Source organism: Geodermatophilus sp. SYSU D00691, from assembly GCF_054050275.1.
Map to the genome: position 1 here is coordinate 18,700 of NZ_JBJGYZ010000011.1, position 25,700 is coordinate 44,399.

At 76.2% G+C, this 25,700-nt stretch carries 33 protein-coding genes; 12 read left to right on the forward strand and 21 right to left on the reverse strand.

Annotation, left to right across the window (positions count from 1 at the left end; genetic code table 11):
* Complete coding sequence (locus ACI797_RS10265; RefSeq protein ID WP_456858509.1) at nucleotides 1-204, forward strand: PspC domain-containing protein; 204 nt, start codon at nucleotides 1-3, stop codon at nucleotides 202-204.
* 1 nt (nucleotide 205) lies between these two features.
* On the opposite strand, the gene ACI797_RS10270 is transcribed toward ACI797_RS10265, so the two are convergent.
* The 8 genes from ACI797_RS10270 to ACI797_RS10305 form a co-directional block, all read right to left on the reverse strand.
* Nucleotides 206-487, reverse strand: a complete 282-nt coding sequence (locus tag ACI797_RS10270) for a DUF2516 family protein (RefSeq protein ID WP_456538580.1) — start codon at nucleotides 485-487, stop codon at nucleotides 206-208.
* 139 nt (nucleotides 488-626) lie between these two features.
* Entirely contained in the window at nucleotides 627-1,397 is a 771-nt protein-coding gene (locus ACI797_RS10275) for a hypothetical protein (protein WP_456858510.1), read from the reverse strand.
* A complete protein-coding gene (locus ACI797_RS10280) occupies nucleotides 1,394-1,885 on the reverse strand; it encodes a helix-turn-helix domain-containing protein (RefSeq protein ID WP_456858511.1) in 492 nt (163 codons plus the stop codon). The genes ACI797_RS10275 and ACI797_RS10280 overlap by 4 nt, the downstream gene beginning before the upstream one ends.
* A gap of 87 nt (nucleotides 1,886-1,972) precedes the next feature.
* A complete protein-coding gene (locus ACI797_RS10285) occupies nucleotides 1,973-2,941 on the reverse strand; it encodes an asparaginase (RefSeq protein ID WP_456858634.1) in 969 nt (322 codons plus the stop codon).
* Nucleotides 2,938-3,495, reverse strand: a complete 558-nt coding sequence (locus ACI797_RS10290) for an RsiG family protein (protein ID WP_456538577.1) — start codon at nucleotides 3,493-3,495, stop codon at nucleotides 2,938-2,940. The genes ACI797_RS10285 and ACI797_RS10290 overlap by 4 nt, the downstream gene beginning before the upstream one ends.
* Nucleotides 3,492-4,337: a 3-keto-5-aminohexanoate cleavage protein gene (locus ACI797_RS10295; protein ID WP_456858512.1), complete on the reverse strand. Its 846-nt coding sequence runs from the start codon at nucleotides 4,335-4,337 to the stop codon at nucleotides 3,492-3,494. Before ACI797_RS10295 ends, ACI797_RS10290 begins: the two co-directional genes overlap by 4 nt.
* Entirely contained in the window at nucleotides 4,334-5,455 is a 1,122-nt protein-coding gene (gene ygfZ / locus ACI797_RS10300; protein WP_456858513.1) for a CAF17-like 4Fe-4S cluster assembly/insertion protein YgfZ, read from the reverse strand. Before ygfZ ends, ACI797_RS10295 begins: the two co-directional genes overlap by 4 nt.
* Nucleotides 5,452-5,937, reverse strand: a complete 486-nt coding sequence (locus ACI797_RS10305) for a Fur family transcriptional regulator (RefSeq protein ID WP_456538574.1) — start codon at nucleotides 5,935-5,937, stop codon at nucleotides 5,452-5,454. Before ACI797_RS10305 ends, ygfZ begins: the two co-directional genes overlap by 4 nt.
* 38 nt (nucleotides 5,938-5,975) lie before the next feature.
* Between ACI797_RS10305 and ACI797_RS10310 the strand changes: the two genes are divergently transcribed.
* From ACI797_RS10310 to ACI797_RS10330, 5 genes are all read left to right on the forward strand, one after another.
* Nucleotides 5,976-6,824 (forward strand): aminotransferase class IV, encoded by an 849-nt coding sequence (locus ACI797_RS10310; RefSeq protein ID WP_456858514.1) that lies wholly within the window; start codon nucleotides 5,976-5,978, stop codon nucleotides 6,822-6,824.
* Between the two features lie 71 nt (nucleotides 6,825-6,895).
* A complete protein-coding gene (gene nhaA, locus ACI797_RS10315; protein WP_456858515.1) occupies nucleotides 6,896-8,197 on the forward strand; it encodes a Na+/H+ antiporter NhaA in 1,302 nt (433 codons plus the stop codon).
* A 320-nt stretch (nucleotides 8,198-8,517) separates the two neighbouring features.
* Nucleotides 8,518-9,225: a hypothetical protein gene (locus ACI797_RS10320; protein ID WP_456858516.1), complete on the forward strand. Its 708-nt coding sequence runs from the start codon at nucleotides 8,518-8,520 to the stop codon at nucleotides 9,223-9,225.
* A 41-nt stretch (nucleotides 9,226-9,266) separates the two neighbouring features.
* The gene (locus tag ACI797_RS10325; protein WP_456858517.1) at nucleotides 9,267-10,049 is read left to right on the forward strand and encodes a hypothetical protein; all 783 of its coding nucleotides are present in this window, start codon (nucleotides 9,267-9,269) and stop codon (nucleotides 10,047-10,049) included.
* Nucleotides 10,046-11,011 carry a CPCC family cysteine-rich protein gene (locus ACI797_RS10330; protein ID WP_456858518.1) on the forward strand — a complete coding sequence of 322 codons (966 nt, stop codon included), beginning with the start codon at nucleotides 10,046-10,048 and terminating at the stop codon, nucleotides 11,009-11,011. The genes ACI797_RS10325 and ACI797_RS10330 overlap by 4 nt, the downstream gene beginning before the upstream one ends.
* 3 nt (nucleotides 11,012-11,014) lie before the next feature.
* On the opposite strand, the gene ACI797_RS10335 is transcribed toward ACI797_RS10330, so the two are convergent.
* The 4 genes from ACI797_RS10335 to ACI797_RS10350 all read right to left on the reverse strand — a co-directional run bounded on the left by ACI797_RS10335 (nucleotide 11,015) and on the right by ACI797_RS10350 (nucleotide 14,861).
* Nucleotides 11,015-11,530 carry an SET domain-containing protein gene (locus ACI797_RS10335; RefSeq protein ID WP_456858519.1) on the reverse strand — a complete coding sequence of 172 codons (516 nt, stop codon included), beginning with the start codon at nucleotides 11,528-11,530 and terminating at the stop codon, nucleotides 11,015-11,017.
* Nucleotides 11,531-11,542: 12 nt separating this feature from the next.
* Nucleotides 11,543-13,258, reverse strand: a complete 1,716-nt coding sequence (locus ACI797_RS10340) for a DUF885 domain-containing protein (protein WP_456858520.1) — start codon at nucleotides 13,256-13,258, stop codon at nucleotides 11,543-11,545.
* Nucleotides 13,255-13,788 carry an FABP family protein gene (locus tag ACI797_RS10345; protein WP_456858521.1) on the reverse strand — a complete coding sequence of 178 codons (534 nt, stop codon included), beginning with the start codon at nucleotides 13,786-13,788 and terminating at the stop codon, nucleotides 13,255-13,257. The genes ACI797_RS10340 and ACI797_RS10345 overlap by 4 nt, the downstream gene beginning before the upstream one ends.
* Before the next feature lie 134 nt (nucleotides 13,789-13,922).
* The gene (locus tag ACI797_RS10350; protein ID WP_456858522.1) at nucleotides 13,923-14,861 is read right to left on the reverse strand and encodes an NAD-dependent epimerase/dehydratase family protein; all 939 of its coding nucleotides are present in this window, start codon (nucleotides 14,859-14,861) and stop codon (nucleotides 13,923-13,925) included.
* 122 nt (nucleotides 14,862-14,983) lie between these two features.
* Here ACI797_RS10350 and ACI797_RS10355 point away from each other — a divergent pair, with 122 nt between their 5' ends.
* The 4 genes from ACI797_RS10355 (at nucleotide 14,984) to ACI797_RS10370 (ending at nucleotide 17,297) form a co-directional block, all read left to right on the forward strand.
* Entirely contained in the window at nucleotides 14,984-15,667 is a 684-nt protein-coding gene (locus ACI797_RS10355) for a TetR/AcrR family transcriptional regulator (protein ID WP_456858523.1), read from the forward strand.
* Nucleotides 15,664-16,125 carry a hypothetical protein gene (locus ACI797_RS10360; protein WP_456858524.1) on the forward strand — a complete coding sequence of 154 codons (462 nt, stop codon included), beginning with the start codon at nucleotides 15,664-15,666 and terminating at the stop codon, nucleotides 16,123-16,125. Before ACI797_RS10355 ends, ACI797_RS10360 begins: the two co-directional genes overlap by 4 nt.
* Before the next feature lie 9 nt (nucleotides 16,126-16,134).
* Nucleotides 16,135-16,887: a DUF4184 family protein gene (locus tag ACI797_RS10365; protein WP_456858525.1), complete on the forward strand. Its 753-nt coding sequence runs from the start codon at nucleotides 16,135-16,137 to the stop codon at nucleotides 16,885-16,887.
* A gap of 227 nt (nucleotides 16,888-17,114) precedes the next feature.
* The gene (locus ACI797_RS10370; protein WP_456858526.1) at nucleotides 17,115-17,297 is read left to right on the forward strand and encodes a hypothetical protein; all 183 of its coding nucleotides are present in this window, start codon (nucleotides 17,115-17,117) and stop codon (nucleotides 17,295-17,297) included.
* 553 nt (nucleotides 17,298-17,850) lie between these two features.
* Here ACI797_RS10370 and ACI797_RS10375 read toward each other — a convergent pair.
* From ACI797_RS10375 to ACI797_RS10415, 9 genes are all read right to left on the reverse strand, one after another.
* The gene (locus ACI797_RS10375; RefSeq protein WP_456858527.1) at nucleotides 17,851-18,456 is read right to left on the reverse strand and encodes an NADPH-dependent F420 reductase; all 606 of its coding nucleotides are present in this window, start codon (nucleotides 18,454-18,456) and stop codon (nucleotides 17,851-17,853) included.
* Nucleotides 18,457-18,498: 42 nt separating this feature from the next.
* Nucleotides 18,499-19,272: an SDR family NAD(P)-dependent oxidoreductase gene (locus tag ACI797_RS10380; protein WP_456858528.1), complete on the reverse strand. Its 774-nt coding sequence runs from the start codon at nucleotides 19,270-19,272 to the stop codon at nucleotides 18,499-18,501.
* Between the two features lie 99 nt (nucleotides 19,273-19,371).
* Complete coding sequence (locus tag ACI797_RS10385; RefSeq protein WP_456538557.1) at nucleotides 19,372-19,665, reverse strand: DUF1416 domain-containing protein; 294 nt, start codon at nucleotides 19,663-19,665, stop codon at nucleotides 19,372-19,374.
* Between the two features lie 2 nt (nucleotides 19,666-19,667).
* A complete protein-coding gene (locus ACI797_RS10390; protein ID WP_456858529.1) occupies nucleotides 19,668-20,501 on the reverse strand; it encodes a sulfurtransferase in 834 nt (277 codons plus the stop codon).
* A 26-nt stretch (nucleotides 20,502-20,527) separates the two neighbouring features.
* Complete coding sequence (locus tag ACI797_RS10395) at nucleotides 20,528-20,968, reverse strand: DUF4395 domain-containing protein (protein WP_456858530.1); 441 nt, start codon at nucleotides 20,966-20,968, stop codon at nucleotides 20,528-20,530.
* A gap of 146 nt (nucleotides 20,969-21,114) precedes the next feature.
* Nucleotides 21,115-21,555, reverse strand: a complete 441-nt coding sequence (locus tag ACI797_RS10400; protein WP_456858531.1) for a thioredoxin family protein — start codon at nucleotides 21,553-21,555, stop codon at nucleotides 21,115-21,117.
* A 52-nt stretch (nucleotides 21,556-21,607) separates the two neighbouring features.
* Nucleotides 21,608-22,297: an LmeA family phospholipid-binding protein gene (locus tag ACI797_RS10405; protein WP_456858532.1), complete on the reverse strand. Its 690-nt coding sequence runs from the start codon at nucleotides 22,295-22,297 to the stop codon at nucleotides 21,608-21,610.
* Between the two features lie 2 nt (nucleotides 22,298-22,299).
* Nucleotides 22,300-23,115: a hypothetical protein gene (locus ACI797_RS10410; RefSeq protein ID WP_456858533.1), complete on the reverse strand. Its 816-nt coding sequence runs from the start codon at nucleotides 23,113-23,115 to the stop codon at nucleotides 22,300-22,302.
* Entirely contained in the window at nucleotides 23,112-23,834 is a 723-nt protein-coding gene (locus tag ACI797_RS10415; protein ID WP_456858534.1) for an alpha/beta hydrolase family protein, read from the reverse strand. The genes ACI797_RS10410 and ACI797_RS10415 overlap by 4 nt, the downstream gene beginning before the upstream one ends.
* Nucleotides 23,835-23,961: 127 nt before the next feature.
* Between ACI797_RS10415 and ACI797_RS10420 the strand changes: the two genes are divergently transcribed.
* The gene (locus ACI797_RS10420) at nucleotides 23,962-24,708 is read left to right on the forward strand and encodes a winged helix-turn-helix domain-containing protein (protein ID WP_456858535.1); all 747 of its coding nucleotides are present in this window, start codon (nucleotides 23,962-23,964) and stop codon (nucleotides 24,706-24,708) included.
* A gap of 7 nt (nucleotides 24,709-24,715) precedes the next feature.
* Nucleotides 24,716-25,645, forward strand: coding sequence for a mycothiol synthase (gene mshD / locus ACI797_RS10425; RefSeq protein ID WP_456858635.1), 930 nt, complete (start codon nucleotides 24,716-24,718; stop codon nucleotides 25,643-25,645).
* Nucleotides 25,646-25,700 lie beyond the last annotated feature (55 nt).

Here is a 25,700-nt window from a genome sequence, read left to right on the forward strand (position 1 = left end):
ATGACGCCGCCCGTCCCCCGCCGGCTCGCCCGCGACACGCAGAACAAGGTGCTCGGGGGTGTCTGCGCCGGCATCGCCCGCCGCTACGGCCTGTCGACGACGGCGCTGCGCCTGGCGTTCGTGCTGTCCTGCATCCTGCCCGGCCCGCAGTTCATCGCCTACGTGGTGCTGTGGATCGTGCTGCCGCCGGACACCCGGCGCTAGCTCACCAGCTGTTGCCGCGGCGCAGCCCGCGCACCGCCGGCCGGACGTCGACGAGGTAGACGACGGCGGCGATGACGGCGGGGAGCCCGAAGAAGTCCAGCGGCCCGCGGAAGAACAGGACCACCGCGGCGAGGGCGGTGATCCCGACCCAGGCCGGCTTGGACAGCTTGCCGGTGGCCACGTAGGCGGTCGCGGGCCGGATGACGGCGTCGACGAACGCCCAGACCGGGAGTGCCAGCGCGGCCCAGTACAGGGCCGTCAGCAGGAGCGCGTCGAACGTCATGGGGGCAGGGTACCCGCGGGAGCGGCCTCGTCCCGGCTCATCGCGGGCGATCGCGCTCCGCAGGGGTGAGGTCCCGGGGACGCCACAGGGCCCCGGAGCGCTCGTGGCAGCTCCGGGGCCCTGGTTCGGCGATCCGGCGTCAGGCCTTCTTGGCCGGGACGGCGGTCGGGTCGGCCGGCTTCGCGGTGCGGGCGCGGGTGGTGCGCGCCTCGCCCACGGAGGAGGTCGCCTTGGCCGGGGTGGCCTTGCGGGCCGCGGTGGTGCGCGGCGTGCGCGTGGCCGGCTGGACCGGCTCGGCGGCGGCGGCCTCGACCGTCTCCTTGGCGGACTCGGCGGCCTCGGCGGTCGCCTTCTCGGCCTTGGCGGTCACCTTGGTGGCCTTGGCAGCGGTCTTCTGCGCGACGGAGGTCACCTCGTCGGAGGCGTCCTGGACCTTCTCCGCGGTCTCCTCGAGCACGTCCTCGAGGGCGTCCTCGACGGTGTCGACGGCGCGCTCGGCACGGGTCACGACGCGGCGGAAGCCGGGCTGGCGACGCAGCTCGTCGACCACGACGGCGCCGCGCTCGGCGAGCGACTCGACGGTGGCCAGCGCCTGGGTGCGGGCGGTCTCGACCAGACCGGCGACGGTGCTGCGCACCGACTCGGGCCGGGCGGCGACGGCGAGCTCGTGGGCCCGGGTGCGGGCGGTGCTCACGGCCTCGGTGGCCCGGGTGCGGGCCTCCTTGACGCCGAGGTCGGCCTGGACCTTGGCCTCGCCGGGCAGGGCCTCGGCGCGGGAGCGGAGGGTGCCCACGACGGCCTTGGCGCGCTCGACGGCGAGGTCGCCGGCGCCGATGGTCGCCAGCAGCTGGGTCTTGGTGAGCTTGACGGCGGTCTCGCCGTACTGCTTCACGGTGTCGGTGGGGGTCATGCTGTCTCCTCGGAGGATCGGGGGTCGGGGGCGGTGCGGGGGGTGGTCGCGGCGGCTGCTGCGTGCTCGCGGACGTAGGTCTCGTAGAGCTCGAGCAGCACCGCCTTGTGCCGCTCCGACAGCGCGTCGTCCGAGCGGATCGCCGCCACGGTGTCGGCGTTGCCGGGCCGCCGGTCGAGGATCCCGGCCTGCTCGTAGAGCGTCTCGGCCGAGATCTTCAGGCCCCGGGCGATCGCTGCGAGGACCTCCGCCGACGGCTTGCGGAGGCCCCGCTCCACCTGGGACAGGTACGGGTTGCTGACGCCGGCGGAGCGGGCCAGCTCGCGCACGGAGACGCGCGCGGCGTGGCGCTGCTCGCGGATGAAGTCACCCACCGCCGAGGCCGTGGGCGCCGCGGCCACGGTGTCCGCGACCGAGCCGGCGATCCGGTCCACCGTCTCGCGGACCGTCGTCACCTGCTCCCGCACGAACTCCGTCGGCTTCTGCACGGGTACGACGCTAGCCGCAGGTGCTAGCTGCTGCAAGCGGTACTGCTAGCACGCGACGGTGACCATCATCACACCGGAATCCGCAGGTCAGGCGGTTATCGCCGCTGAGGGTCGGATCTCACCCACCACACCGTCCCCACCGCGGACGGGGCCCAGCAACCACGGGCCGAGCAGGTCGGCGGGGACCCCGAGCCGGCGCAGGCCAGCGGCCAGCGCGGGCGTGCGGCCGCGGTCCCCGCCGTCGTCCAGCTTGAGCGCCACCGCACCACCGCCGGGCAGCGCGGCGACGTGCACGCCGTCGGCCCCGCCCTTGACCAGCAGGCCGGGGACGGCGCGCATCAGCTCGGTGTCCTCCCGGCCGGTGCCGGCGACCAGCCACGGGGAGGCGCGCATCGCGTCGGCCACCGACCGCTCCCGGCTGCCCTCGGGCGCCGTCACCAGCGACAGCACCCCGCGGGCGAGACCGGTCAGGGTGAGGGCGTGCTGCGGCGCCCCGCAGCCGTCGACGACGACGGCCTCGACCGGCTCCTCCGCCGTCTCGGCGAGCCGGGCCTCGACCGCCCGCTGCAGCGGGTGCCCCGGGTCGAGGTAGCCGTGCGGGTCCCAGCCGGCCGCCACGCAGGCCGACAGCATCGCGGCGTGCTTGCCCGAGCAGTTCATCGCCAGGCGCTCCGGCGCCCGACCCCCGGCCAGCCACCGCGCCCTGGTCGGCTCGTGCAGCGGCAGGGCGGGCGGGCAGCCCAGGTGCTCCGGGCCCAGCCCGATGGCGGCGAGCATGCCGGCGACCAGCTCGCGGTGACCGTCCTCGCCGGAGTGCGAGGCCGCGCCGATGGCGAGCTCCTCGGCGGAGCGGGGCGCCCAGCCGGCGGCGAGGAACGCCGTCGCCTGCACCGGCTTGTTCGCCGAGCGCGGCAGGACCGGCCGGTCGACCGCGCCGGCGGCGGCGAGGACCGCGCCGTCGGCCCCGAGGACGACGAGGGCGCCCCGGTGCACCGACTCGAGGAACCCCGAGCGCCGGACCTCGACCAGGACCGGGTTGTCCGGCCAGCCGTTCAGTGGCGCCCCTCGTCGGCCAGGAGGGCGGCGACGTCGGCCTCGCCGTCGCGGTAACGGCGGCCCAGCTCCCCGGCGAGCGCGTCCATCACCTGCTGCACGCCGCGGCGGCGCTCCGACAGGCCGGTCTCGGCCTCGGCCAGGGCGCGGGCGGCCTTCTCCAGCTTCGCGTCGGAGAGCTCGGTGATCGCGGAGAGGTCGACGTCGGTGAGGCCGTTGACCCACGACTCGTACTCCTCCGGCGCCGCCGGCTGCACGGTCTGGTGCCGGCCGAGGCCGTGCGCCGGGCCGCGGCCCTTCTCGGCGAGGATCTCGGGCAGCAGGTCGACCAGCGAGCGGCCGTCGTTGTCGGCGCGGCGCTGCAGCTCCCGCCGGACGATGTCGAGCCGGCCCTGCAGCAGGCGCCGGGTGTAGGAGAGGTTGACCTCCTCCTGCTCGGCCGTGCGGCGCAGCCGGCGGACCTCGGCCATCGGCTGGTGCACCGCGTTCTCGACGAAGCCCGGGTCGAGGAGCGCGTCCACGGCGGCGCCGCCGGCGGGGGTCGGCTGGGGAGTCACGAGGAGGCCTCCACGAGGTTTCTTCCGATGCCGAGCAGGGCCCGGGCCTGGTCGGTCGTCAGCGGCGGGCGCTGGGCGATGCGGGCCAGCCCGGCGGCCCGCGCCACCAACTGTGCGTTGTCGCGCACCGGTTCGCCGGGAGCGTAGGTGAGCGTGTCCTCCATGCCCACCCGGAGGTGACCGCCGGCCGAGAGGGCGGCGAGCATCACCGGCAGCGAGGTGCGGCCCACGCCGGTCGCGGCGAAGGTCGCCCCGGCGGGGAGCAGGGGCAGGCAGGCGGCGAGCGCCTGCGTCGTCCCCGGCATGCCGCCGGGGACCCCCATGACGAGGTCGACGTGCACGTGCCCGCCGTGCGGCGGGCCGTGGCGGTCGAGCAGCCGCTGCAGGGTGGCCAGGTGCCCGAGGTCGAAGACCTCGTACTCGGGGACGATCCCGCGCTGCTGCATCTGCGTGTGCAGCTCGACGATGAGGTCCCACGGGTTGCTGAACACGTCGCGGCCGAAGTTGACGGTGCCCAGCGACAGCGAGGCGGCGTCGGGCTCGACGCCGAGGACGGCGAGGCGGGCGTCGAACGGGTCGGTGACCGCGCCGCCGGTGGAGATCTGCACGACCAGGTCGGTGGCCTGGCGCACGGCGGCGACCACCTCGCGGCAGCGGCCCAGGTCGAGGGTCGGGCGGGCGTCCTCGCCGCGCACGTGCAGGTGGACCACCGCGGCGCCCACCGCCTCGCAGTCGCGGGCGGTGCGCACGACCTCCTCGACGGTGACCGGCAGCGCCGGGACGTCGGCCTTGGCCGACTCCGCCCCCGTGGGGGCGAGGGTGATCAGCGTGCCCTGGGTCACCGGCCGATGTTCGCAGACCGGACCGCGCGCACGCGCTCCCGGGCCGCGGCGAGCGCGTCGTCCACCTCGGCCGGCGCGTCGTCGGGGTCGATCGCGGCCGCCGCCCCGCCCACGGTGAGCGCGGTGCCCGGCTGCACGGACCGCTTCACCAGCGCCAGGGCGACGACGCCGAGCTCGTGGTGGCGGACGACGGTCCCCACCCGGCCCACCTCGCGCGGGCCGGCCTGCACCGGCGTGCCGGGCGCGGGCAGCTCCTCGCTCACGCCGTCGAGGTGCAGCAGCACCAGCCGCCGCGGCGGGCGGCCGAGGTTGTGCACCCGGGCGACGGTCTCCTGCCCGCGGTAGCACCCCTTCTCCAGGTGGACGGCGGTGGTGAGCCACTCCAGCTCGTTGGGGATGGTGCGGTGGTCGCTGTCGACGCCGGCCCGCGGCCGCCGCGCCTCCACCCGCAGCGCCTCGTACGCGTCGAGCCCGGCGGGGCCGGCGCCGGCGGCGAGCAGCCGGTCGGCCAGCTCCCCCACCGACGCGCGCGGGACGACCAGGTCGACGACGGCGGCGGTCCCGTCGCCGATCGCGGGCATCCGGCGGGCGAAGCCGCCGCCGTCGAGCGGGGTGACCGCGTCGGGCACGGGCAGACCGGCCGCGGCGAGCACGTCGGCGCCCCGCGGGCCGACGAGCGAGAGCACCGCCCACCCGTCGGTGACGAGCGCGGGCTCGACGCGGAGCATGAAGACCATCCGCTGCAGGAAGCCCAGCAGCCCGGCGCCGGTGCCCGGCTCGACGTCGACCCACGTGGTGCCCGCGAGGTCGGCCAGGACCAGGTGGTGCTCGACGTGCCCGTTCGGCGAGAGGACCAGCGCCTCGGTGCCGGCGCCGTCGGCGAGCCGCTCGAGGTGCTGGCTGGTGAGGCTGTGCAGCCAGGTCAGCCGGTCGGGGCCGGGGATCGCCAGCACGTCGCGGTCGCTGCGGTCGACCAGCCCGGCGCCCTCGGCCAGCAGGCGCTGCTCGCGCAGGGGGTCGCCGTAGTGGGCGGCGACGGCCGGGATCTCAGCAGAGCCGGCGGCGGCCCCGCCGCTCTCGACTGCCACCGCTCCCGGGCGGTCCAGCAGGGGGTTCATGAGTGCTCCGTTCCGGCTCGGTCCCGGCAGTCGCGGCAGGTCCCGGAGAGCGCGACGTGCCCCACGTCCACGGTGAAACCGAGATCGGCGGCCAGACGTTCCGCGGCGCCGTCGAGCAGCGCCGGATCGGCCGAGGCGATGGTGCCGCACGACTGGCAGACCACGTGCAGGTGCCGGTGCTCGGCCGCGGCGTGGTAGACCGGCGCGCCCTTGCCGAGGTGGGTGTGCCAGACCAGCCCGAGGCGCTCGAGCACCTCGAGGTTGCGGTAGACGGTCGAGGTGTCGGGGGCCGCGCCGTCGGGGCCGGCCTGGTCGCGCAGCCAGGCGCCGATCGCCTCGGGGGTGGCGTGGCGCAGCTCGTCGACCGCGGCGAGCACCTGGCGGCGCGGCGCGGTGAGCCGCAGCCCCTGCGCGTGCAGCCGCTCCGCCAGGGGCGCGACCTCGCCGGCCGGGCCGCCCCGGTGTCCGTGCTCGTGCGCCACGCGACGAGCCTAGGCGTGCCGTGTAGCAGGCTGGGGGGGTGGACGACGTGCAGCGGGTGGCGGTGTGGCAGGACGGCGGCGTGCGGACGCCGGCGGCCGACGAGCCGGTGGTGAGCGCCTTCGACCAGGGCCTGTCCCGCGGTGACGGCGTCTTCGAGTCCGTCGCCGTCGTCGGCGGCCGGGCCCCGCACCTCGACCCGCACGTCGCCCGCCTGTCCCGCTCGGCCGGGCTGCTCGGCCTCGCCGACCCCGGCGCGGCGGTGTGGCGGGCGGTGGTCGACGCGCTGGTGGAGAAGTGGCCGGCCGACGTGGAGGGCGCCGTCCGGCTCTACCTGACCCGTGGCCTGGGCGACGGCTCGACGCCCACGGTGCTCGGCGTGCTCTCCCCGGTGTCGGCGGAGGTGCTGCGGCAGCGCGCCGAGGGCATCGCCGTGCTGAGCCTCGGCCTGGGGGTGCCCGCCGACTTCCGGGCGCGGGCGCCGTGGCTGCTGGGCGGGGCGAAGACGCTGTCGTACGCGGTGAACATGGCCGCGCTGCGGTACGCCCACGAGCACGACGCCGACGACGTGGTGTTCACGTCGGTGGAGGGGCAGCTGCTCGAGGGGCCGACGTCGACCGTCGTGTGGGCGGCGGGCGGCGTGCTGCGCACCCCGCCGGTGGACACGGGCATCCTCGCCGGGACGACGGTGCAGCGCCTGTTCGCGCGCGCGGCGGAGACCGGCTGGCCGGCCGAGGTGGCCAGGGGCACCGTCGCGGACCTGCACGCCGCTGACGCCGTGTGGCTCGTGTCGGGCATCCGCGGGGTCGCGGCCGTGCACACCCTGGACGGCGTGCGGCGCGGCGATGCGGGTCTGTCCGCCCGGGTGCGGGAGCTGCTCGACCGGTAGGCTCGCCACCGGGTGAGCCGGGAAGTCTGGTCGGCGCGTCGTCCGCCGACCCCTCGCCCCGGAGCCGCCCGATGTCCCGCCCCCTCCCCCTCTTCGGCCGCGGCACGTGGCCCGAGGCGAAGCGCATCGCCGACGTCCTGCGCCAGGAGACCGTCGGTGGCGTCCTGCTGCTGGTGGGCACGGTGGTCGCGCTGGCCTGGGCGAACTCGCCGTGGTCGGGGGCCTACGAGACGCTCCGCGACACCCGGGTCGGGCCGAGTTCGCTGCATCTCGACCTGACGCTCGGGACCTGGGCGGCCGACGGGCTGCTGGCCATCTTCTTCTTCGTCGCCGGGCTCGAGCTCAAGCGTGAGTTCGTCGCCGGTGACCTGCGCGACGTGCGCCGGGCGGCCCTGCCGGTGGCGGCCGCGATCGGCGGCATGGCCGTGCCGGCGCTGATCTACACGCTCGTCAACCTGCAGGGCGGCGGGCTGCGCGGCTGGGCGATCCCCACCGCCACCGACATCGCGTTCGCCCTCGCCGTCCTGGCGGTGATCAGCACGCACCTGCCCAGCGGGCTGCGCACGTTCCTGCTCACGCTCGCCGTGGTCGACGACCTGCTGGCGATCACGATCATCGCGATCTTCTACACGTCGGCGCTGTCGGTCGGGCCGCTGCTGCTGGCCCTCGTGCCGCTGGCGGTCTTCGGGGTGCTGGTGCAGAAGCGGGTGCGCTCGTGGTGGCTGCTGCTGCCGCTGGCCGCCGCCACGTGGGTGCTGGTCCACGAGTCGGGCGTGCACGCCACCGTCGCCGGCGTGCTGCTGGCCTTCACCGTGCCGGTCGTGCGGTCCGACGCCGCCGGCGGGCCCGACGCCGGGCCCGGCCTGGCGGAGCACTTCGAGCACCGGTTCCGGCCGATCTCCGCGGGGATCGCGGTGCCGGTCTTCGCCTTCTTCGCCGCCGGGGTGACCATCGGCGGGCTGTCGGGGCTGGTGGAGTCGCTGCAGGACCGCGTGGCTCTGGGCATCGTCGCGGGCCTGGTGCTCGGCAAGACGATCGGCATCACGGCGGCGACCTGGCTGGTCCAGCGGTTCACCCGGGCCGAGCTCGACGAGGACCTCGGCTGGCCCGACGTGGTCGGGCTGGCCCTGCTCGGCGGCATCGGCTTCACCGTCTCGCTGCTGATCGGCGAGCTGGCCTTCGGCACCGGCTCGGAGCGCGACGACCACGTGAAGGTCGGCGTCCTCGTCGGCACCGTCACCGCCGCGCTGCTGGCCGCGGTGCTTCTCCGGCTGCGCAACCGGCTCTACCGGCGGTTGTGGGCCCGCGAGCAGGTCGACGCCGATGCCGACGGCATTCCGGACGTCTACGAGTCGGATTCAGCCGACGGCTGAACAATCACGTTGCCGCCCCTCCCGACGGCGTCGTACCGTCGAGGTACACGAGAGAGGAGGTGGTCCGTACTTTGCATGCTCATCGGACTCGTGAGGTGGCTGTCCGCTAGCCGCCGTCTGTGATGGGCCGCCCGTCCGGCGTGGAAGCCGGGCGAACGGCACGACCGCCCGTCGCTGTGAACGGCGGCGAGCGAGAACCGGACAGTCACCCGACCCCCGGGCCGCCGACCATTGTCCAGTCGGCCCGCGAGCAGCCGTCCTGTCGGACCGGCGCCGCGGAGCAGCCCGGGGGTTGTCCGTTCTCCGGGTAGGTTCCGCCCGTGCACCTGGCCGGCCGCCCCGTGGAGACCGACACCTCGGCCGGGGCGTGGCTCGCCGCCGCGCCGGCACCGCCCGGACCACCGACGGTGGGCTCGCTCGTCCCGGCCGTGTTCGAGGCCTACGCCCGCGTGCTGCACCCCGCGATCCGCTACGACGGGGACGACGACGTCGAGGTCCCCTGGGCCGCGGTCGCCGAGCACAACGACCGGACCGCCCACCGGTTGATGCAGTGGGCGGCGGTGACCGGCTCCTGGGACTTCGTCGCCGACGACGACCAGCCCGAGCTCTGGAACGACTCCCCCGCCGAGGGCCACCTGCCGGTGCCGGTCGCCGAGCGGCTGGCCGCCGTCCTCGTCCGGCACACGACCACGCCCGACGACTGCTGGTTCGGGGCCTACACCGATCCGCCGGCCGACGGGGGCACGCTCGTCCTCGGCGACCGCTGCCACCGGCTGGTGCGCGGGCCGATCGACCTGGCCGCGGCCAACTTCGCCCCCGAACCGGCGGAGCAGAGCCCGAGCCTCTGGTTCCCGGCCGACCGCGCCTGGTGCGTCGTCACCGACATCGACCTGATGAGCAGCTACCTCGGTGGCAGCCGGGAGGCGGTGGCCGCGGTGCTGGCCGCCGACGGGCTCGACGCCTGGCCGGCCGAGCCGGACGACCCGGTGTCGCCGGACAGCGACCCGGTCAACCCGCCTCCGGAGTAGGGGTGCTGGACGGCGGAGCGCCGCCCCTGCATCCTGCGCCGGTGCGCCTGCTCACCGCCCGCCTCACCGCCGTGCTGTGGGCGCTGACCTGGTGGGTCTTCCCCGGCTTCGGTCTGGCGGACCTGTCCGTCTCCTGGGACCCGGACTGGCCGGTGGTCCTGGAGGCGAGCTGGGGCGTGTTCACGACCGTGCTCGTCGGCGGCGCGTTCCTGGCCGTGGCGGTGCGTCCGGCCCGGTCCGCTCCCGCGCTGGTCACCCTGGCGCTCGCCCTGGGCGCCCTGCTGGTCGCCGCCGCGGCCGGGCTGGAGTGGCAGGTGCTCGGCTACGCCGGCGTGCTGGCGGTCGAGGCGGCGGTCCTGGTGGCGCTGCTCCGTCCGTGGCGCGAGGCGCTGCGTCCGGTGGCGTGGGGCCCCTCCGCGCCGCTGCTGGTCGTCGCCGTCCTCGGTGCCTGGCCCTGGCTGGCGCACGCCGAGCGGGTGTTCCGCGAGAACCGCCGGTCGGCCGGGGTGCTCATCGGCGACGTCACCATGGGGGTCGACCACCACGCGGTGCAGGGGGCGCTGGCCCTCGCGCTCGTCGCGCTGCCGCTCGCCGCCGCCGTCTGGCCGCGGGGGCGGCGGCACCTGGGCGTCGGCGCGGGGCTGTGCGCCGGCTACCTCGGCGTGGTCTCGTACGCGTTCCCGGTCACCTGGGCGGGCCTCGACCCGACCTGGTCGGTGCTCTGCCTGGTGTGGGCGGCGGCCCTCGTCGCGGTGTCGCTGGCGCCGGCGCGGTCGGCCGGGCGGGCGGCGCCCGCGGTCGACGAGCGGGCGGGGGTCCGGTGACCGACGGCCTGCTGCCGTGCCCCTGCTGCGGCAGCCGGACGCTGCCGGGTCACGCGAACTACGACATCTGCCCGGTCTGCTTCTGGGAGGACGACGGGACGACGGCCCTGGACCACCCGAGCCCCGTCAACCGGATGGCGTGCCTGCTGGAGGCGCGCAACGCCTACACCGCCTGGGGCGCGATGGACCCCGAGTTCGTCCACCGCACCCGGCCGCCGCGCACCGACGAGGTCCCTCCCGGGACGCCGTTCCGCGGTGAGCTCCCCTACGACCGGTGGCCGGCGGTGGAGGTGGCGCCCGGCGTGCGGTTCGGCTGGATCGGGCCGTCGGTGTCGTACGGCGTCCACGAGCGGGAGGGCTTCGTGGTGCTCGCCGACGGGCGCCGCGCCGGGCTGCGCGTGCTCGGCGACCCGCACGCCGATCGGGGACGCGCCTGGCCGGTCGAGGACGCGTACCGCGACCGGGACGCGGTCCTCGAGGTGCGGGTACCGGGGCACCTCACCTCGACCGAGGACGTCGTGGCCGCGTTGCGCGCCGGGCTGGCGGCCGAGGTCGTCGCGCAGCTCCCCGCGCCGGAGGGCCCTCGGGCGCCCGCGCGGACGTCGCTGGGCCGGACCCGGGTGCACGGCGGTGGCGGGCACGGCCAGGACGACTGGGAGGCCTCCCCCGAGGATCCCGACCGCGTGGCCGGGTGGGCGGAGGCGCAGCTGCGGGCGGGCGCGCAGCCGGGGGACGAGCTCGAGGCCCTCGGTCCCCGGGAGTGGGTGGTCCGGCGGCGGTCGCCGTCCGCCCTGACGATCCGGGGCGTCGCCGTCCACGACGCCGGGCAGCTGCCGCCCGGCGTCCCCGGCCCGCTGCCCGACGGCACCCGCTGCGTGCTCCGGTGGAGTTCCGGGCTGTTCCCCGCCCCACCGCCGCCGGCCCCACCACCGCAGCAGCGGCGGCGGTGGGGACGCGGCTGACGCTCACCCGCCGACGATCTTCCGCTCCAGGTACCAGGAGAAGTGGCCGCGGTAGCGCCGCTGCAGGTCGGGCAGCTGCCAGTCCCGCCCCCGGACCACGCCGCGGCACCGCGCCGTGCCGCAGGAGCAGGGCATCTCGTCGTCGTGGTCGTCGAAGAGCGCGTAGTCGGTGGTGATCTCCTCGCCCGCGCCGATGTCCCGCATCGCCACGACGAGGACGTTCCCGCCGAAGCCGGCGTTCGGGTCGCACGAGTGGTTGAGGAAGAGCATCACCGGCTCGTACTCGTCCGGCTCGCGCGCCACGAGGTGCAGGCCGTCGGCGATCTGCACGGCCGAGTTGGGCAGCGGTTCGGGCAGCGCGGCCAGCTCGTCGTCGGTCACGACGTGCCCGCCCTTGACCGCGACCACCTCACCCGCGGCGATCGGCGCCGTGGCGCGCAGCCCCCGCCCGGCGATCCCGCTGGCGACGCCCTTCTGCGCCTTCGGCGAGATCCACGTCCGGACGGGCGGGGCGGCCACGGCGTGCTCCTCCTACAGCTGCGCGAGCTCGGCGGCGAGGTCGTCCAGCCCGAGCGAGCCCTGGGAGAGCGCGGCCATGTGCCAGGCCTTGAGGTCGAAGTCGGCGCCCCGGTTCTCCCGCGCGGCCTCCCGACCGGCCAGCCACGCGCGCTCGCCGAGCTTGTAGCTGATCGCCTGCCCCGGCATGCCGAGGTAGCGCACCAGCTCGCTGTCGAGGAACTGCGGGTCGCGGCCGCAGTTCTCCCCGAAGAACGCCCGCGCGAGCTCCGGCGTCCAGGGCTGCCCGCGGTGGTCGGCGACGGCGCCCTCGGCGTCGTCCGGGATCGGCAGCTCCAGGTGCATGCCGATGTCGACGACCACGCGGACGGCGCGCATCTGCTGGGCGTCGAGGTAGCCGAGCCGGGCACCGGGGTCGGTGAGGTAGCCGAGCTCGTCCATGAGCCGCTCGGCGTAGAGCGCCCACCCCTCGACGTTGGCGCCCACCGAGCCGATCGAGGCCTGGTAGGTGGAGAGGTCCTTGGCCACGTAGGCCCACTGCGCCAGCTGCAGGTGGTGGCCGGGGACGCCCTCGTGGTACCAGGTTGAGACCAGGTCCCACAGCGGGAAGCGCTCGCGGCCCAGCGTCGGCAGCCAGGTGCGGCCGGGCCGGGAGAAGTCCTGCGACGGGCGGGTGTAGTACGGCGCGGCCGCGCTGCCGGGCGGCGCGATCATCGCCTCGACCCGGCGGACCGGCTCGGCGAGGTCGAAGTGCGTCCCGTCGAGGGCGTCCATCGCCTCGTCCATCATCGCCTGCAGCCGCTCGCGGACGGCCTCGACGCCCTCGACGGCCTCGCCGTGCACGTCGAGCCAGCGCATCGCCTCCATGGGCGTCGCCCCGGGCACGACCTTCCCGGCCTCGGTGCGCTGCTCGGCCAGGATCCGCTGGTGCTCGGCCCAACCCCAGGCGTAGGCCTCCTCCAGGCCGCCGCCGGCGCCGAGGTCGGAGCCGGTCCACCGGCGGGCGAACATGGCGTAGCGGTCGCGGCCCACGGCGTCCGGCGTCCCCTCCGCCTGCGGCCGGTAGGTGTCGCGCAGGAAGTCGCGGACGCCGGCGACCGCCTCGTCGGCGGCCCGCGCCGCCGTCTCCAGCTCGCCGCGCAGCGCCTCGGGACCCGCCTGCACGAACGAGTGGAAGTACGGCCCCGCGAGCCACTCGCCGAGCTGGCCGACGACGGTGTCCACCTGCCGCGGCGCGGCGAACAGCCCCCGCCGCGAGCCCTCCTCCAGCGACTCGCGGTAGCCGCGGTAGGCCTCGGGCACGCGGGCCAGCCGACGGGCGATCACCGCCCAGTCGTCCTCGCTCTGCGCCGGCATCAGCGCGAACACCTGGCGGATCGAGTGCACGGGGCTGAACAGGTTGGACACCGACCGCAGCCCCTCCCCCGCCTCGTGCGCGGCGAGCTCGGCCTCCAGGCGCTCGCGCAGCAGGCGGGCGCAGCGCCGCTCGACCGGGTCGTCCTCGAGCGCGGGGTCGGCGGCCAGGACGCGGTCCAGCTCGGCGAGGGTGTCGCGGAGCAGGGCCGCCTCGGCCTCGAGGCCGGCGGGCGAGATGTCGGGCAGCCGGTCGTCGCCCGGTCGGTTGCCGAGGGCGGTGGCGACGATCGGGTCGAGGTCGCTGACCTCCTCGACGTAGGCGTCGGCGACCGTGCGCGGGGTGGCGGGGCGGGTCGACGAATCGGGAGTGGTCATCGGATCCGTTCGAGTCGGGCGGACATGGTGGGGCGCAGCTCGCGGTCGGGCCCGGCGCGGTCGATGGCGTACAGGAGCGCGCCCTCGACGATGCCGTAGAGCCGGACGGCGTGGACGACGTCGGGCGCGTCCGGCGTGCGGGCCAGCACGTCGGTGGCCAGCTCCCAGCTCGTCGTCGTCCGTGCCCGGCCGGCGTAGATCTCGACCCAGCCGTCGGGGCTGGCGACGAGGAGCTCGACGTCGTCCTGACCGCGCGGCCGGAGGAACCCCGACTCGCGGGAGTCGGGGCCGACGATCTGCCCGGCGTCGGTCAGCCGCCACGACCGCGCCTCGTAGGCGAGGAAGCCGCGCCCGTCGTGGGCGAAGCGGATCCACTGGCCGAACCGGTGGTCGCCCTCGGGGCCGGCCGCCTGCCCCTCGCCGTGCCACTCGCCGAGCAGCGGGAGGACCGACAGCAGCTCGTCGGAGACGCCGGGACCGGAGCGGACGTCGGCGGTGTCGGGGACGGGCAGCTCGGTCGGGGCGCTCACCGGCGCACGCCTCTCGGCCGGCGGCCGGCCCGGTAGGCGCCGTACGCGCTGCCCAGGGCGGCCAGCGCCACCAGGGCGACCAGGAGCCAGGCGGAGACCATGACCCCACCGTAGAAGGACGGCGGCGCGGCGCCTCAGGCGGCCGGGGCGCCCGCCCGCGGACCGACGCCCGCGGCGTCGGCCACGACGTCCGGCCACGGGGTGGCGGTCAGCCCGAAGGTGGCCGTGGTGGCGGAGGCGTCGATGACGTAGGCCTGGTCGAACTGGTGCCGGACGTCGAGCACCTCGCGCATCATCGGCGAGAACGGGCCGATCGCCCGCAGCAGGCCCCACGGGATCCCGCTCACCTCCGGCGCGGTCCGCCCGAGCGCCGCGGCGAGGTCGGTGAGCGCCTGCCGCTGCGTGCGGACGGCGCTGGGCACGTGCCACGCCCGCCCGTGGGCGCGCTCGTCCTCCGCGAGGGTCACCAGCACCTCGGCGACGTCGGGGATGTAGGACCACCCACGCGGCACGTCGGGGTCGCCGACCACCCACGCGCGGCGGCCGGCCCGCAGGGCGGGCAGTTGGCGCTGCAGGTGCGAGTGCGCGGCCGGCACGGTGGGGCCGACGAAGTCGGCGGCGCGGGCCTCGGTGACGCGGAGCCGTCCGGCCCGGTGCGCGGCCAGCACGTCCTCCCACATCCGGACGCGCACGCGGCCCTTGGTGTCGGTCGCCCGCAGCGGCGACTCCGGCGTCATCGGGCCGTCGGGCCGGCCGTAGCCGTACAGGTTGCCCATGGTCACCAGGACGGCGCCGGCGTGCTCCGCCGCGGTCAGCAGCGCGGCGGCGACCGGCGGCCAGTCGGTGGCCCAGCGGTGGTAGGCGGGGTTGACCGCGTTGTAGAGCGCGGCCGCCCCGCCGGTGGCCGCGGTGAGGGCGGTGGCGTCGGCCGCGTCCACGGCGCGGTGCTCGACGGCCGCGGTGGACGTGCCGCCGCTGCGGGACAGCACCCGCACCTCGTGGCCGCGGGCGGCGAGGAGCTCCGCCGTCGCCGTCCCGACCGGACCCTTGCCGACGATCACGTGCAGTGCCATGCCGTTCCCCTGTTCTGCGATCAGTGCTCTCGGATGGGATCCATGCTCACCATGCACCCGCGTCGCTGTCAAGAGCGATGCTCTCACTTGCGTCTGGTGTTCTCGCGGGCGATCATGGCCGCGTGCCGACCACCGCCCGCGCACGCGTCCGCGCGGAGCTCACCCGCGAGATCACCGACGCGGCCCGCAGCCAGCTGGCCGAGGTGGGTGCGGCCGGGCTGTCGCTGCGCGCCGTGGCGCGCGAGCTGGGGATGGCGTCGTCCGCGCTCTACCGGTACTTCCCCAGCCGCGACGACCTGCTGACCCGGCTGATCATCGACGGCTACGACGCCCTGGGCGCCGCCGCCGAGCAGGCCGACGACCCCGGCGCGCCGTCCCGGCAGCGCTGGCTGGCGGTCTGCCGCGCCGTCCGGGCGTGGGCCCGGGAGCACCCGCACGAGTACGCGCTCCTCTACGGCTCGCCGGTGCCCGGCTACCGCGCGCCGGAGGACACGGTGCCGCCGGCGGTCCGCGTCGGCACGCTGCTGGGCCGGATCCTCGGGGACGCCGCACGGGCCGGCGAGCTGCCCGCCAGCGCCGGCGAGCGCGACCGCGCGCTGATCAGCGACGACACGGTCACCGTGCTCGGCGGCGACCACCCGGCCATCGACGAGACCGTCCGGGTGCGCGCGCTGCTGGCGTGGAGCTCGATCTACGGGACGATCAGCTTCGAGCTGTTCGGCCACTTCGTGGGCGCCGTCGAGGACGCCGACCGCTACTTCGACCGCGCCATGGGGGAACTGGCCGACCTGCTCGGCCTGGCATGACGGCCAACGCGGAGGGGCCGGAGGTCGAGATCCGCGCCCCGCTGGTCGTGCGGGTCACCGGCTGGGTGGTCGCGGTGGGCGGCCTGGTGCTGGTCCTCGGGCCCGGGCTGGTCGACGCCGTCCGGGCCGGCGACCCCGGCGCGGCGCTGCTGCGCGTCGCGTTCGCGGTGGTGTGGCTGGCGATCGCCGTGCGCACCACCGGCACGGCGGTCCGCACGACCGCGGACGGCCGGCTGCTCGTGCGCAACCAGCTCCGCACCCGGACCTTCGCGCGGTCCGAGATCGAGGACGTCCGCCCGGCCACCGGCCGGTCCGCCCAGGGAGCGGGCCTCCAGCTGCTGCTGCGGGACGGCACCGTGGTGGCGCTGCAGGCCGCCGCGCCCCCCGGCCTGGGGGTGCACCGGCGCGACCTGACCCGTCACCAGGAGGCGCTGCGCCGGTGGCTGGCGGCGGCGTGAGGAGCTCCCGTGCCGTTCACCGGTAGCCACCCGGCGGCGGTCCTCCCGTTCCTGCGCACACCGCTGCCGGCCTCGGCGCTGGTCATCGGCAGCACGGCCCCCGACCTGCCCTTCTACCTGCCGCTGCCGCAGTGGTACGCCACGCACACCGCCCTGGCGGTCGTGACCACCGACCTGCTCGTGGGCCTCCTCGCGTGGGCTGTGTGGCACGGCCTGCTGGCGGCACCGGCGCTGGCGACGGCACCCGCGCCGCTGCGGGCGCGGCTCGCCGGGCTCCGGACGGGCCTGCGTCCCCGGCTCGCCACCGGGCGGCAGGCGCTGCTGCTGGTCGCGGCGCTGGTGCTCGGCGCGGCCACGCACGTGCTGTGGGACGAGTTCACCCACCCCCGCCGCTGGGGACCCGAGCACCTGCCCGCCCTCGCGGCGAGCTGGGGACCGCTGCCGGGTCACCGCTGGCTGCAGTACGCCAGCAGCGTCGTCGGCGTCGTCGTCCTGCTGGCCTGGTCGGTCCGCTGGTGGCGGCGGACGCCGGCCGCACCCGTCGTGCCGGACCGGGACACCCGGTGGGTCTGGCCGCTGCTCGCGGCCGTGGCGGTGGTCGCCGGCACCGCCGCGGCGCTGCGCGCGGGCACCCTGGACGACGCCGTCTTCCCCGGCGCGCGGTGGGCCGGCGGCTCGGCCCTGGTGGCCGGCGTGGTGCTGGCCGCGGCCTGGCACGCCGCGCGCCGGCTCCGCCGATCGGACGAACCGCGCGCCGGCTGACGGGAGATCGGGGCCCGCACCGGACAGACTCCCGGCGTGGCCCCCGCTGCCGACCGGCGCCCGCGCTTCGAGCGCCTGGTGGCCGCCGTCTTCGAGCCGGTCCAGCGGTACCTGCTGCGGCGGGCCGACCCCCGGCGACCGCCGACGACCCGCTGCCGTGGACCTACGGGGTCGCGCGCGGTTGCCTGGCCGACAGCCGGCGCGGCACGGCCCGGCAGGAGCGCCTCGTGCACCGGCTCGCCCGGGTGCGGACCGACGAGGCCGAGGACGACGGCGCGCTGGCCGAGGCGCTCGCCGGGCTGTCCGCCGCCGACCAGGAGCTCCTGCGGCTGCGGGAGGCGTTCGCCGCGCGGAAGGACGGCGGCGCGGCCGGACAGGTGGGGATGCGAGACGGAGGAGGTGCGGCGTGACCGGGTCCGAGGACGACGACGACCTGCGCGCCCGCCCGGCCCGGGTCGACCCGGCCGGCCCGCAGGTGCCGGTCGACCCCGCCACCGGCCCGCGGGCCGCCGAGCTGAGGGAGCGCGCCGTGCAGAGCACCGACGTCCCGACCGACCTGACCACCCGCCGCCGCCCGCTGGCCTGGCTCGCCGCCGCCGCAGCCGTCGCCGCCGCCGTCGTCGTCGCCGCGCTCGTGGTCGGCGGGGGCGGCGCGCGGGAGCCGGGCACCGCCGCGTTCTCGCTCCCGGCGCCGGACGTCGCGGCCTCGTGCCTGGCGTTCGACGTGGCCGTCCTGCGGGACATGCCCGTGGCGTTCGCCGGCACGGTCACCGCGGCCGACACCGAGCGGGTCACCCTCGCCGTCCCGCCGGCCCAGACCTCGGCCGCGCTGGACGGCGTCGACTTCCGCGCCGGCGAGCGCTACCTGGTGACCGCCGCCGCCGACGGCACGGTCAACGGCTGCGGCTACAGCGGGCCGGCCACGCCCGAGAGGGAGGCGGCGTTCGAGGAGGCGTTCGGCGGTCAGCCGCGCAGCAGCCGGAAGGCGTGTGTCCAGGTGCCGTGCGCGAACCCGTACGCCGTCCAGGCCAGGGCCATCGCCTCCAGCCACCGGCTGGCCTCGATGCCGCCGAGGTCGGCGACGTCCCAGCCGGTCTGCTCGAGCAGGCCGGTGACGGTCTGCTTGGCGCCGGCGTCGTCTCCTGCGATGAACATGGTCGGCGGCCCGCCGGTCAGGTCGGGGTCGACCATGAGCGCGTTGCCGACCGTGTTGTAGGCCTTGACCACCCGCGCGTCGGGCACCGCGCGCTGCACCTGCTCGCCCAGCGAGTCGGTGGTGCCGACGAACAGGCCGGGCCGGCCGGAGGACGTGTCGAGCGGGTTCGTCGCGTCGACGAGCACCTTGCCGACGAGCTCGTCGGCGACGGACCGGACCAGGTCGACCGCCACCTGGCCGTTCACGGCGAGGACGACGAGCTCGGCGACCCGGACCACCTCGGCCGGCTCCCCGCTGGGCACGCCCTCGATCTCCGCCCGCCGGGTGCCGATCCGCACCCGGTGCCCGTGCCGCGCGTACCCGATCGCCAGCGCCCGTCCGACGACCCCACTGCCCAGGATCCCGATCTCCACGGCTGTCGATCGTGGAGCGTCGGCACCCGTCGGGGAAGTACCTCAGGCCTCCTCCGGGTCCGGGCCGCGCACCGCGCGGCCACCGTCCACGGGCAGCACCGCCCCGGTGACGAAGGAGGCGGCGTCGGAGAGCAGGAACGCCACGGTGTCGGCCACCTCGGCCGGCGTGCCGACGCGGCCCAGGGGGTGGAGCACGGCCATCTGGTCCGTCGTCCGCGCCGCCGCCTGCGGGCCCTGCGACCGGAGGAGCTGCTGGTAGCGCTCGGTGTCGATCGAGCCCAGCGCCACCGCGTTGACCCGGACGCCGTCGGCGCCGTGCTCGACGGCCAGCGCCCGGGTGAACCCCTCGACCGCGGCCTTGGCGGTCGCGTACGGGAGCGCGCCGCGGACCGGCCGCTGCGCCTGGTGGCTCGAGACGTTCACGATCGACCCGCCGCCGCCGGCGGCCAGGAAGCGGCGGACGGCGCTCGTGCAGCCGGTGACCACCGGGGCCAGGTTCGCCGCGATCAGGGCCAGCACCTCGGCCGGCGGGTGCGTGTCCACGGCCGCGTCGCGGAAGACCGCGGCGTTGTTCACCCAGCCGGCCAGCCGCCCGGCGGCCTCGGCGCGGTCGGCGGCCTGCTCGGTCACGGCGGGGTCGGCGGCGTCCCCGGTGACCGGCAGCAGGCGCGCACCGGCCGGGTGCGCCGGCAGCCAGGCCAGCGCCGCGGCGTCCCGTTCGAGGACGACGACGGTGCTCCCGTCGGCGGCCAGCCGCTCGACGACCGCCCGGCCGACGCCGCGGCCGCCGCCGGTCACCACGTAGGAGCGGGTCACGGACCGATCCTCCCCCGGATGCGCGTCAGCCCGCCCCGGCCGGAGCCGGGGCGGGCTGTGACGTGCTGGAACGGCCCCGCCGGGCGGCGGGGTCCGTCCTCAGGCGAGGGCGACGGTCGTCTCGTTCAGGCCGACGTCGGCGGTGAGAGTGCGCTCGCCCTTGCCGACCGGGGCCAGCGAGCGGACCTTCCACTCACCCGGAGCGGCGAAGAACCGGAACTCGCCCTCGGGGCTGGTCACCACCTCGGCGGTGAACTCGTCGGTCGCGTCGAGCAGCCGGACGTAGGCGCCGGCCACCGGCGCGCCGTCGTGCCAGACCTGGCCCTGGATCACCGTCTGCGTGTCCAGGTCGATCCCGGCGAGGCTGCCGCCCTGCTTCGGGGCTCCGCACATGCTCAGGCCCCCTTCTCGATCGGGACGCCGACGAGCGAGCCGTACTCGGTCCACGAGCCGTCGTAGTTCTTCACGTTCTGCTGGCCGAGCAGCTCGCGCAGGACGAACCAGGTGTGGCTCGAGCGCTCGCCGATGCGGCAGTAGGCGATGGTGTCCTTGCCGGTGTCGAGGCCGGCGTCGGCGTAGAGCTGGCGCAGCTCGTCGTCGCTCTTGAAGGTGCCGTCCTCGTTGGCCGCCTTGCTCCAGGGCACGTTCACCGCGGTCGGGATGTGGCCCGGGCGCTGCGCGCCCTCCTGCGGCAGGTGCGCGGGGGCGACCAGCTTGCCGGCGAACTCGTCGGGCGAGCGGACGTCGACCAGGTTCTGCTGGCCGATCGCGGCGACGACCTCGTCGCGGAACGCGCGGATCGAGGTGTCGGGCTCCTGCGCCTTGTACTGGGTGGCCGGCCGGGAGACCTCGGCGTCGGACAGCGGGCGGCTGTCGAGCTCCCACTTCTTGCGGCCGCCGTCGATCAGCTTCACGGCCTGGTGGCCGTAGAGCTTGAAGTACCAGTAGGCGTAGGCGGCGAACCAGTTGTTGTTGCCGCCGTAGAGCACGACGGTGTCGTCGTTGCCGATGCCCTTCTCGGACAGCAGCTGCTCGAACTGCTCCTTGCTGACGAAGTCGCGGCGCAGCGGGTCCTGGAGGTCCTTCTTCCAGTCCAGCTTCACCGCACCCTCGAGGTGGCCCTTGTCGTAGGCGCTGGTGTCCTCGTCGACCTCGACGAACACGAGGCCGGGATCACCGAGGTGCTCCTGGGCCCAGTCGGCGGAGACGAGCACGTCGTTGCGGCTCATGGGATTTCCTTCCTGGTGGGAGGCGGTCAGGCGGCGCGGGTCCGGGGCCCGGTCGCGCGCCGGATGAGCAGGTACATCTCGCAGCCCAGGCAGAAGCCGGTGGCCGCGTTGAGCAGGGCCGCCACCAGCGCCAGACCGGTGGCGATCGCGCCGACCAGCGGCGCGTCGAGCAGGTAGCCCAGCGTGCCGACCGCCGCGAACAGCAGGCCGACGAACTGGGCGAAGCGCGGCGGGGTCTCGGGCTCCCGCTCGCGGACCGGTCCCAGCCGCGGGGCGACCAGGACCCGGAAGAGCACGCCGTACGGCGCGTACCGCAGCCCGGCGGCCGCCCCCACGGCGAAGACCACCGTCTGGACGGCGAGCAGCTGCCAGGAGGCGGTCAGCAGGACGACGGCGAGCACGACGGTGGTGACCCACGCGGCGAAGCGCGGGCCGCGCACGTCGATCTCACGCGACGGTGCAGTCATGGAGGAGACCTTCGGACGGCGGACGGGGCACGTCTGGACGGTCGCGAACCGACCTCAGCAGGTCGGACACAGGCAGCTGCCGACGCGGCACAGGTCCACTGTGCGGCGCGAGGTCAGCAGGGTGCCCACGAGCCGAGGGTAACGGATCACGTCGTGCTCCCCACATGGGCGTCGACGAGAGCGGTCAGCTCCGCAGGTGCCGGGGCGCCGCTGCTGCGGCCGACCACGCTGCCGTCGCGGCGCAGGTAGAACAGCGTGGGGGTGCGGCGGACGTCGAGCTCGCGCACCTCGTCGAGGTGGCTCTCGGCGTCGACGTGCACGTAGGCCAGCCCCGGCCGGGTCGCCTGCAGCTGCTGGACCCGCGCACGGGTGGCGCGGCAGGGGGCGCAGAAGGCCGTGGAGAACTGGACGACGGTCAGGTCGGCGTCCTGCGGCCGGACCCCCAGCCGCTCGAGCACCGCCTGCGGACGCACGTCGCCGTCCCCTCCCGCCGCGCGGACGGCGCCGTCGCGGGTGCGCAGCCACCAGGCCGTGACCGCCGTCAGCACGAGGGCGACGCCGAGCACGACCGCTCCGATCGGACTCATCCCCCGCGCCAACACGGCGCTCCGGCCCCCGCATTCCCGGGCGGCGCCGGTGTCAGCCGCGGAGCACCGTGTCGGTGGCCTCGACGGTGACCACCACGCCGTCCTCGCCGGGGCGCACGCCGGTCAGCTGCAGGCCGAACGGCAGTGCGGGGATGTCGTAGCGCAGGTCGAGCAGGTCGCTGACCTCCCCCACCAGCCAGCCCGGCACGTCGGCACCCGCGCCGGCGGCCTCCTCGACGTCGACCACGAGCTGGTTGCCGTCGAGGGTGACGGTGCCCGCCGCGGTCAGCGGCAGCGTGAACCCGGCCACCTCCACCGTCCTGGTGATCCGCAGCCCGTCGCCCTCCGGCGCCAGGGTGGTGTCCCCTCCGAGCTCGGCCGCGAGCAGGTCGTAGGCGAGGGTCGCCGTGCCGTCGACGTGGTCGACCGGCACCTCGGTCACCGACCCGGAGACGAGGCTCGACAGCGGCACCTGCACCCCCTGGAGGACGACGTCGGCGCTCGTCCCCTCCGGCTGCCCGAGCTCGTCGGCGGTCAGCGAGATCCGCACGTCCTCGTAGTCCCCGGCCACCACCTGGGTGAGGAAGGGGAAGCCACCGATCTCCACCGACGGCGTCCCCTGCAGCCGGCCCTGGGTGGCCAGCTGCTCGGCCACCCGGTCCTCGGCGAAGCCGACGGCGAGCCGGTCGGCGACCAGCGCGAGCCCGAGCAGGACGACGACCGTGATCAGCAGACCCTTCACGCTCAGAGCGCCGTCTGCAGGGCGAGGGCGACCGGCGCGCAGGCGGCCAGCGGCAGCACCGCCTGCAGCACCGGGAGCGCGACCGCCCGCCCGCGTCCCCCGCCGGTCTCGACGGCCACGTAGCTGGCCGCGACGGCGACGAGCGCGGCGACCGCACCCAGCACCGCGCCGAACGTGCCGGCGGAGACGGCGTCGGCGAGGCCGGCCTCGCCGCGGCGGACCAGCGCCACCGCGACCGCGGCCGCCACCGACAGCAGCAGGCCGATCAGCCCGCGCGGCACGTCGGCCGCCAGCTGCGGCTGCGGCAGCACGAGGTCGACGAGGTGCCCCACGACCAGGGCGGCCCCCACCACCAGCAGCGCGGTGGTGACGAGCCCGCCGCTGGGGTCCGTCCGGCCGAGCAGCAGCAGGACGGCGAGCGCCGTGACCGCGCAGACCAGCAGGACACCCGTCGCCAGGCCGGCCACGACGTCGTGCCGGTCGCGCCGGAGCATCTGCCCCAGGACGACGACGAGGAAGGCCGGCCCGAGCACCGCCAGGAGGTCGCCGAGCGCGGGGCGGTCGGACAGCTCGAGCGCGAGGACGCCGCCCACCGCGGCCGCGACGCCGACGACCGCCGTCCCGACCCCGGCACCGGTCACCACGACCCACGCGGCGACCAGCAGCACCTGCAGCACCAGCACCGCGGCCGGCAGGGCGCGCTCGTCGGCCGGCTGCGCACCGGCGAGCACCACGCCGACGGCGACCACCGCCGCCAGGGCCGCGGGCAGGTGGTGCGCGCGGCGCGGGACGACCGTGTCCACGTCGGCGGAGCTCACGGGTCGATCGTCTCAGACACCCAGCGCCCGATCCGCTCGACGAGGGGAGCCGACACGCCGCTCTCGGCGTGCCCGAAGCCGGGGACGACCCAGGCGGTCGCCGACGGTCCGGCGGCCTGCGCCAGCGTCCGGAAGTGCTCGAGCGGGAAGTACTCGTCGCGGTCGCCGTGCACCAGGAGCAGCGGGGTGGGCGCGATCCGGCTCACGACCTCAACCGGCGCGGGGGGCGGGGTCTGCCACGGCCGGTCCAGCCGCACCAGCCGCCGGCCCACCGTCCGGCCCGGTGAGGTCTCGAGCAGCCAGTGCACCCGCCGCATCGGCCGGGTGTCCCGGACGTACCAGCGGCTCACCGCGCTGACGCTCACCACGGCGTCGGGCCGGTGCCGGCCCAGCGCCGCCTGCCGCAGCACGGCTCCCCCGCCCATCGACAGCCCCAGTGTGACCACCACGTCGGCGCCGTCCTCCCGGGCGGCGCCCACCGCGGCGTCGACGTCGGCGAGCTCGAGGTCGCCGCCGACCGACGAGCTCCCGTCCGAGCGCCCGTGGCCGCGGAAGTCGAGCGCCCGCACCGCGCCGAAGCGGCGCAGCCAACCGGTCAGCCGCACGAACGGCGGGTAGGCGACCGAGTTGGTGAAGCCGTGCGCCACCACCCAGGTCAGCGTGCGCCCGTCCGGCCGGGGCGGGGCCGCGGAGGGCACGACGATCCCGCGCAGCGTCACCCGATCCGGTGTGACGACCTCCCAGGTCCCGTTACCTGTCGGTAACCACGAGGTCGACGGCACGTCGGTTATCCTGCGTGCTCACGCTCGACAGCGCCGTCGACGCCTCCCCCCACGAGGAGACCGCATGCGACTCGTGCTCATGACGGCGGCGCGCCAGGCGACCACCGAGGTCCTGCCCGCGCTGGGGCTGCTCGCCCACCAGGTCCGCGTGGTGGCGCCCGAGCTGTCCAGCCTGCTCGACGGCGACTCGGGCGACGTGGTGCTCGTCGACGCCCGCCACGACCTGATCCAGGCCCGCACGCTGTGCGGGCTGCTCTCCTCCACCGGCGTGGCCTCCTCGCTGGTCGCCGTCCTCTCCGAGGGCGGCCTGGTGGCGCTGTCGGCCGACTGGGGCGTCGACGACGTCCTGCTCGACACCGCGGGCCCCGCCGAGGTCGACGCGCGGCTGAAGTGGGCGACCGCCCGCCGGCTGGCCGCCGCGACGCCGGTCGACGGCCCCGAGGGCGGCGTCACCAAGGCCGGCGACCTGGTGATCGACGAGCACAGCTACTCGGCCAAGCTCCGCGGGCGGCCGCTCGACCTCACCTACAAGGAGTTCGAGCTCCTGAAGTACCTGGCCCAGCACCCCGGCCGGGTGTTCTCCCGGGCGCAGCTGCTGCAGGAGATCTGGGGCTACGACTACTTCGGCGGCACGCGCACCGTCGACGTCCACGTCCGCCGGCTGCGCGCCAAGCTCGGCACCGAGCACGAGGCGCTGATCGGCACGGTGCGCAACGTCGGCTACAAGCTCGACCAGCAGGTGGCCGAGGCCGCCGCCAAGGCCGAGAAGGCCGAGGCCGAGGCCGAGGCCGCCCCCGCACCCCTGGTCTGAGCCGGCCCTGACCTCCGCGCCCGCGCTCCGCGACGTCGACCGGCTCGCCCCGGACGACGTCGCCGCCGTCCTCGCGCTGCTCGACGCGGCGCAGGACGCCGACGGCGTCCGCCCGGTGTCGGAGGAGACCGAGCTGCGGCTGCAGCACGGGGGACCGCCCGGCAGCCGCGACGTGCTCGCCATCGCGGCCGACGGCGCCCTGGTCGGGTACGCGCGGCTCGAGACCGACGCCGACGTGGTCGCCGAGCTGGTGGTCGCACCCGCCGCCCGCCGGCAGGGCGTGGGGACGGCGCTGGTGACCCGGCTCGAGCAGCTCGCCGGCGGTGGCCCGCTGGCGGTGTGGGCGCACGGCGACCTGCCGGGCGCCACGGCCCTGGCCGGGCGGCGCGGCTACGGCCGGGCCCGGGTGCTGCTGCAGATGCGCCGCGACCTCACCGGCGTCGACGCCGACCCGCGGCCCCGGCTGCCGGAGGGCGTGCAGGTGCTGCCGTTCGTCCCCGGCCGCGACGAGGAGGCGTGGCTGCGGGTCAACGCCCGCGCCTTCGCGTGGCACCCGGAGCAGGGCCGGTGGACCGCCGAGGACCTGCGGCTGCGCGAAGCCGAGCCGTGGTTCGACCCGGCGGGCTTCCTGCTGGCCTGGCGCGGCGACCCCGACGACGGCGGCGTCCTGCTCGGCTCGCACTGGACGAAGGTGCACCCGCCCGGGGACGCCGCCGACGAGGCGGTCGGCGAGATCTACGTGCTCGGCATCGACCCCGACGCCCAGGGGCTGCGCCTCGGGCGCGCGCTCACCGACCTCGGGCTGGCGCACCTGCGCGGCCGCGGTCTGGGGCAGGTGCTGCTGTACACCGAGGAGGAGAACGCCGCCGCCGTCGCGCTGTACGAGCGCACCGGCTTCCGGCGGTTCTCCGTCGACGTGCAGTGGCGCCGGGCGTAGCGAGCTGAGACGGTCTCGTTACCGGCGATAGCCGACGCGCCCTCGTTCACCGAGC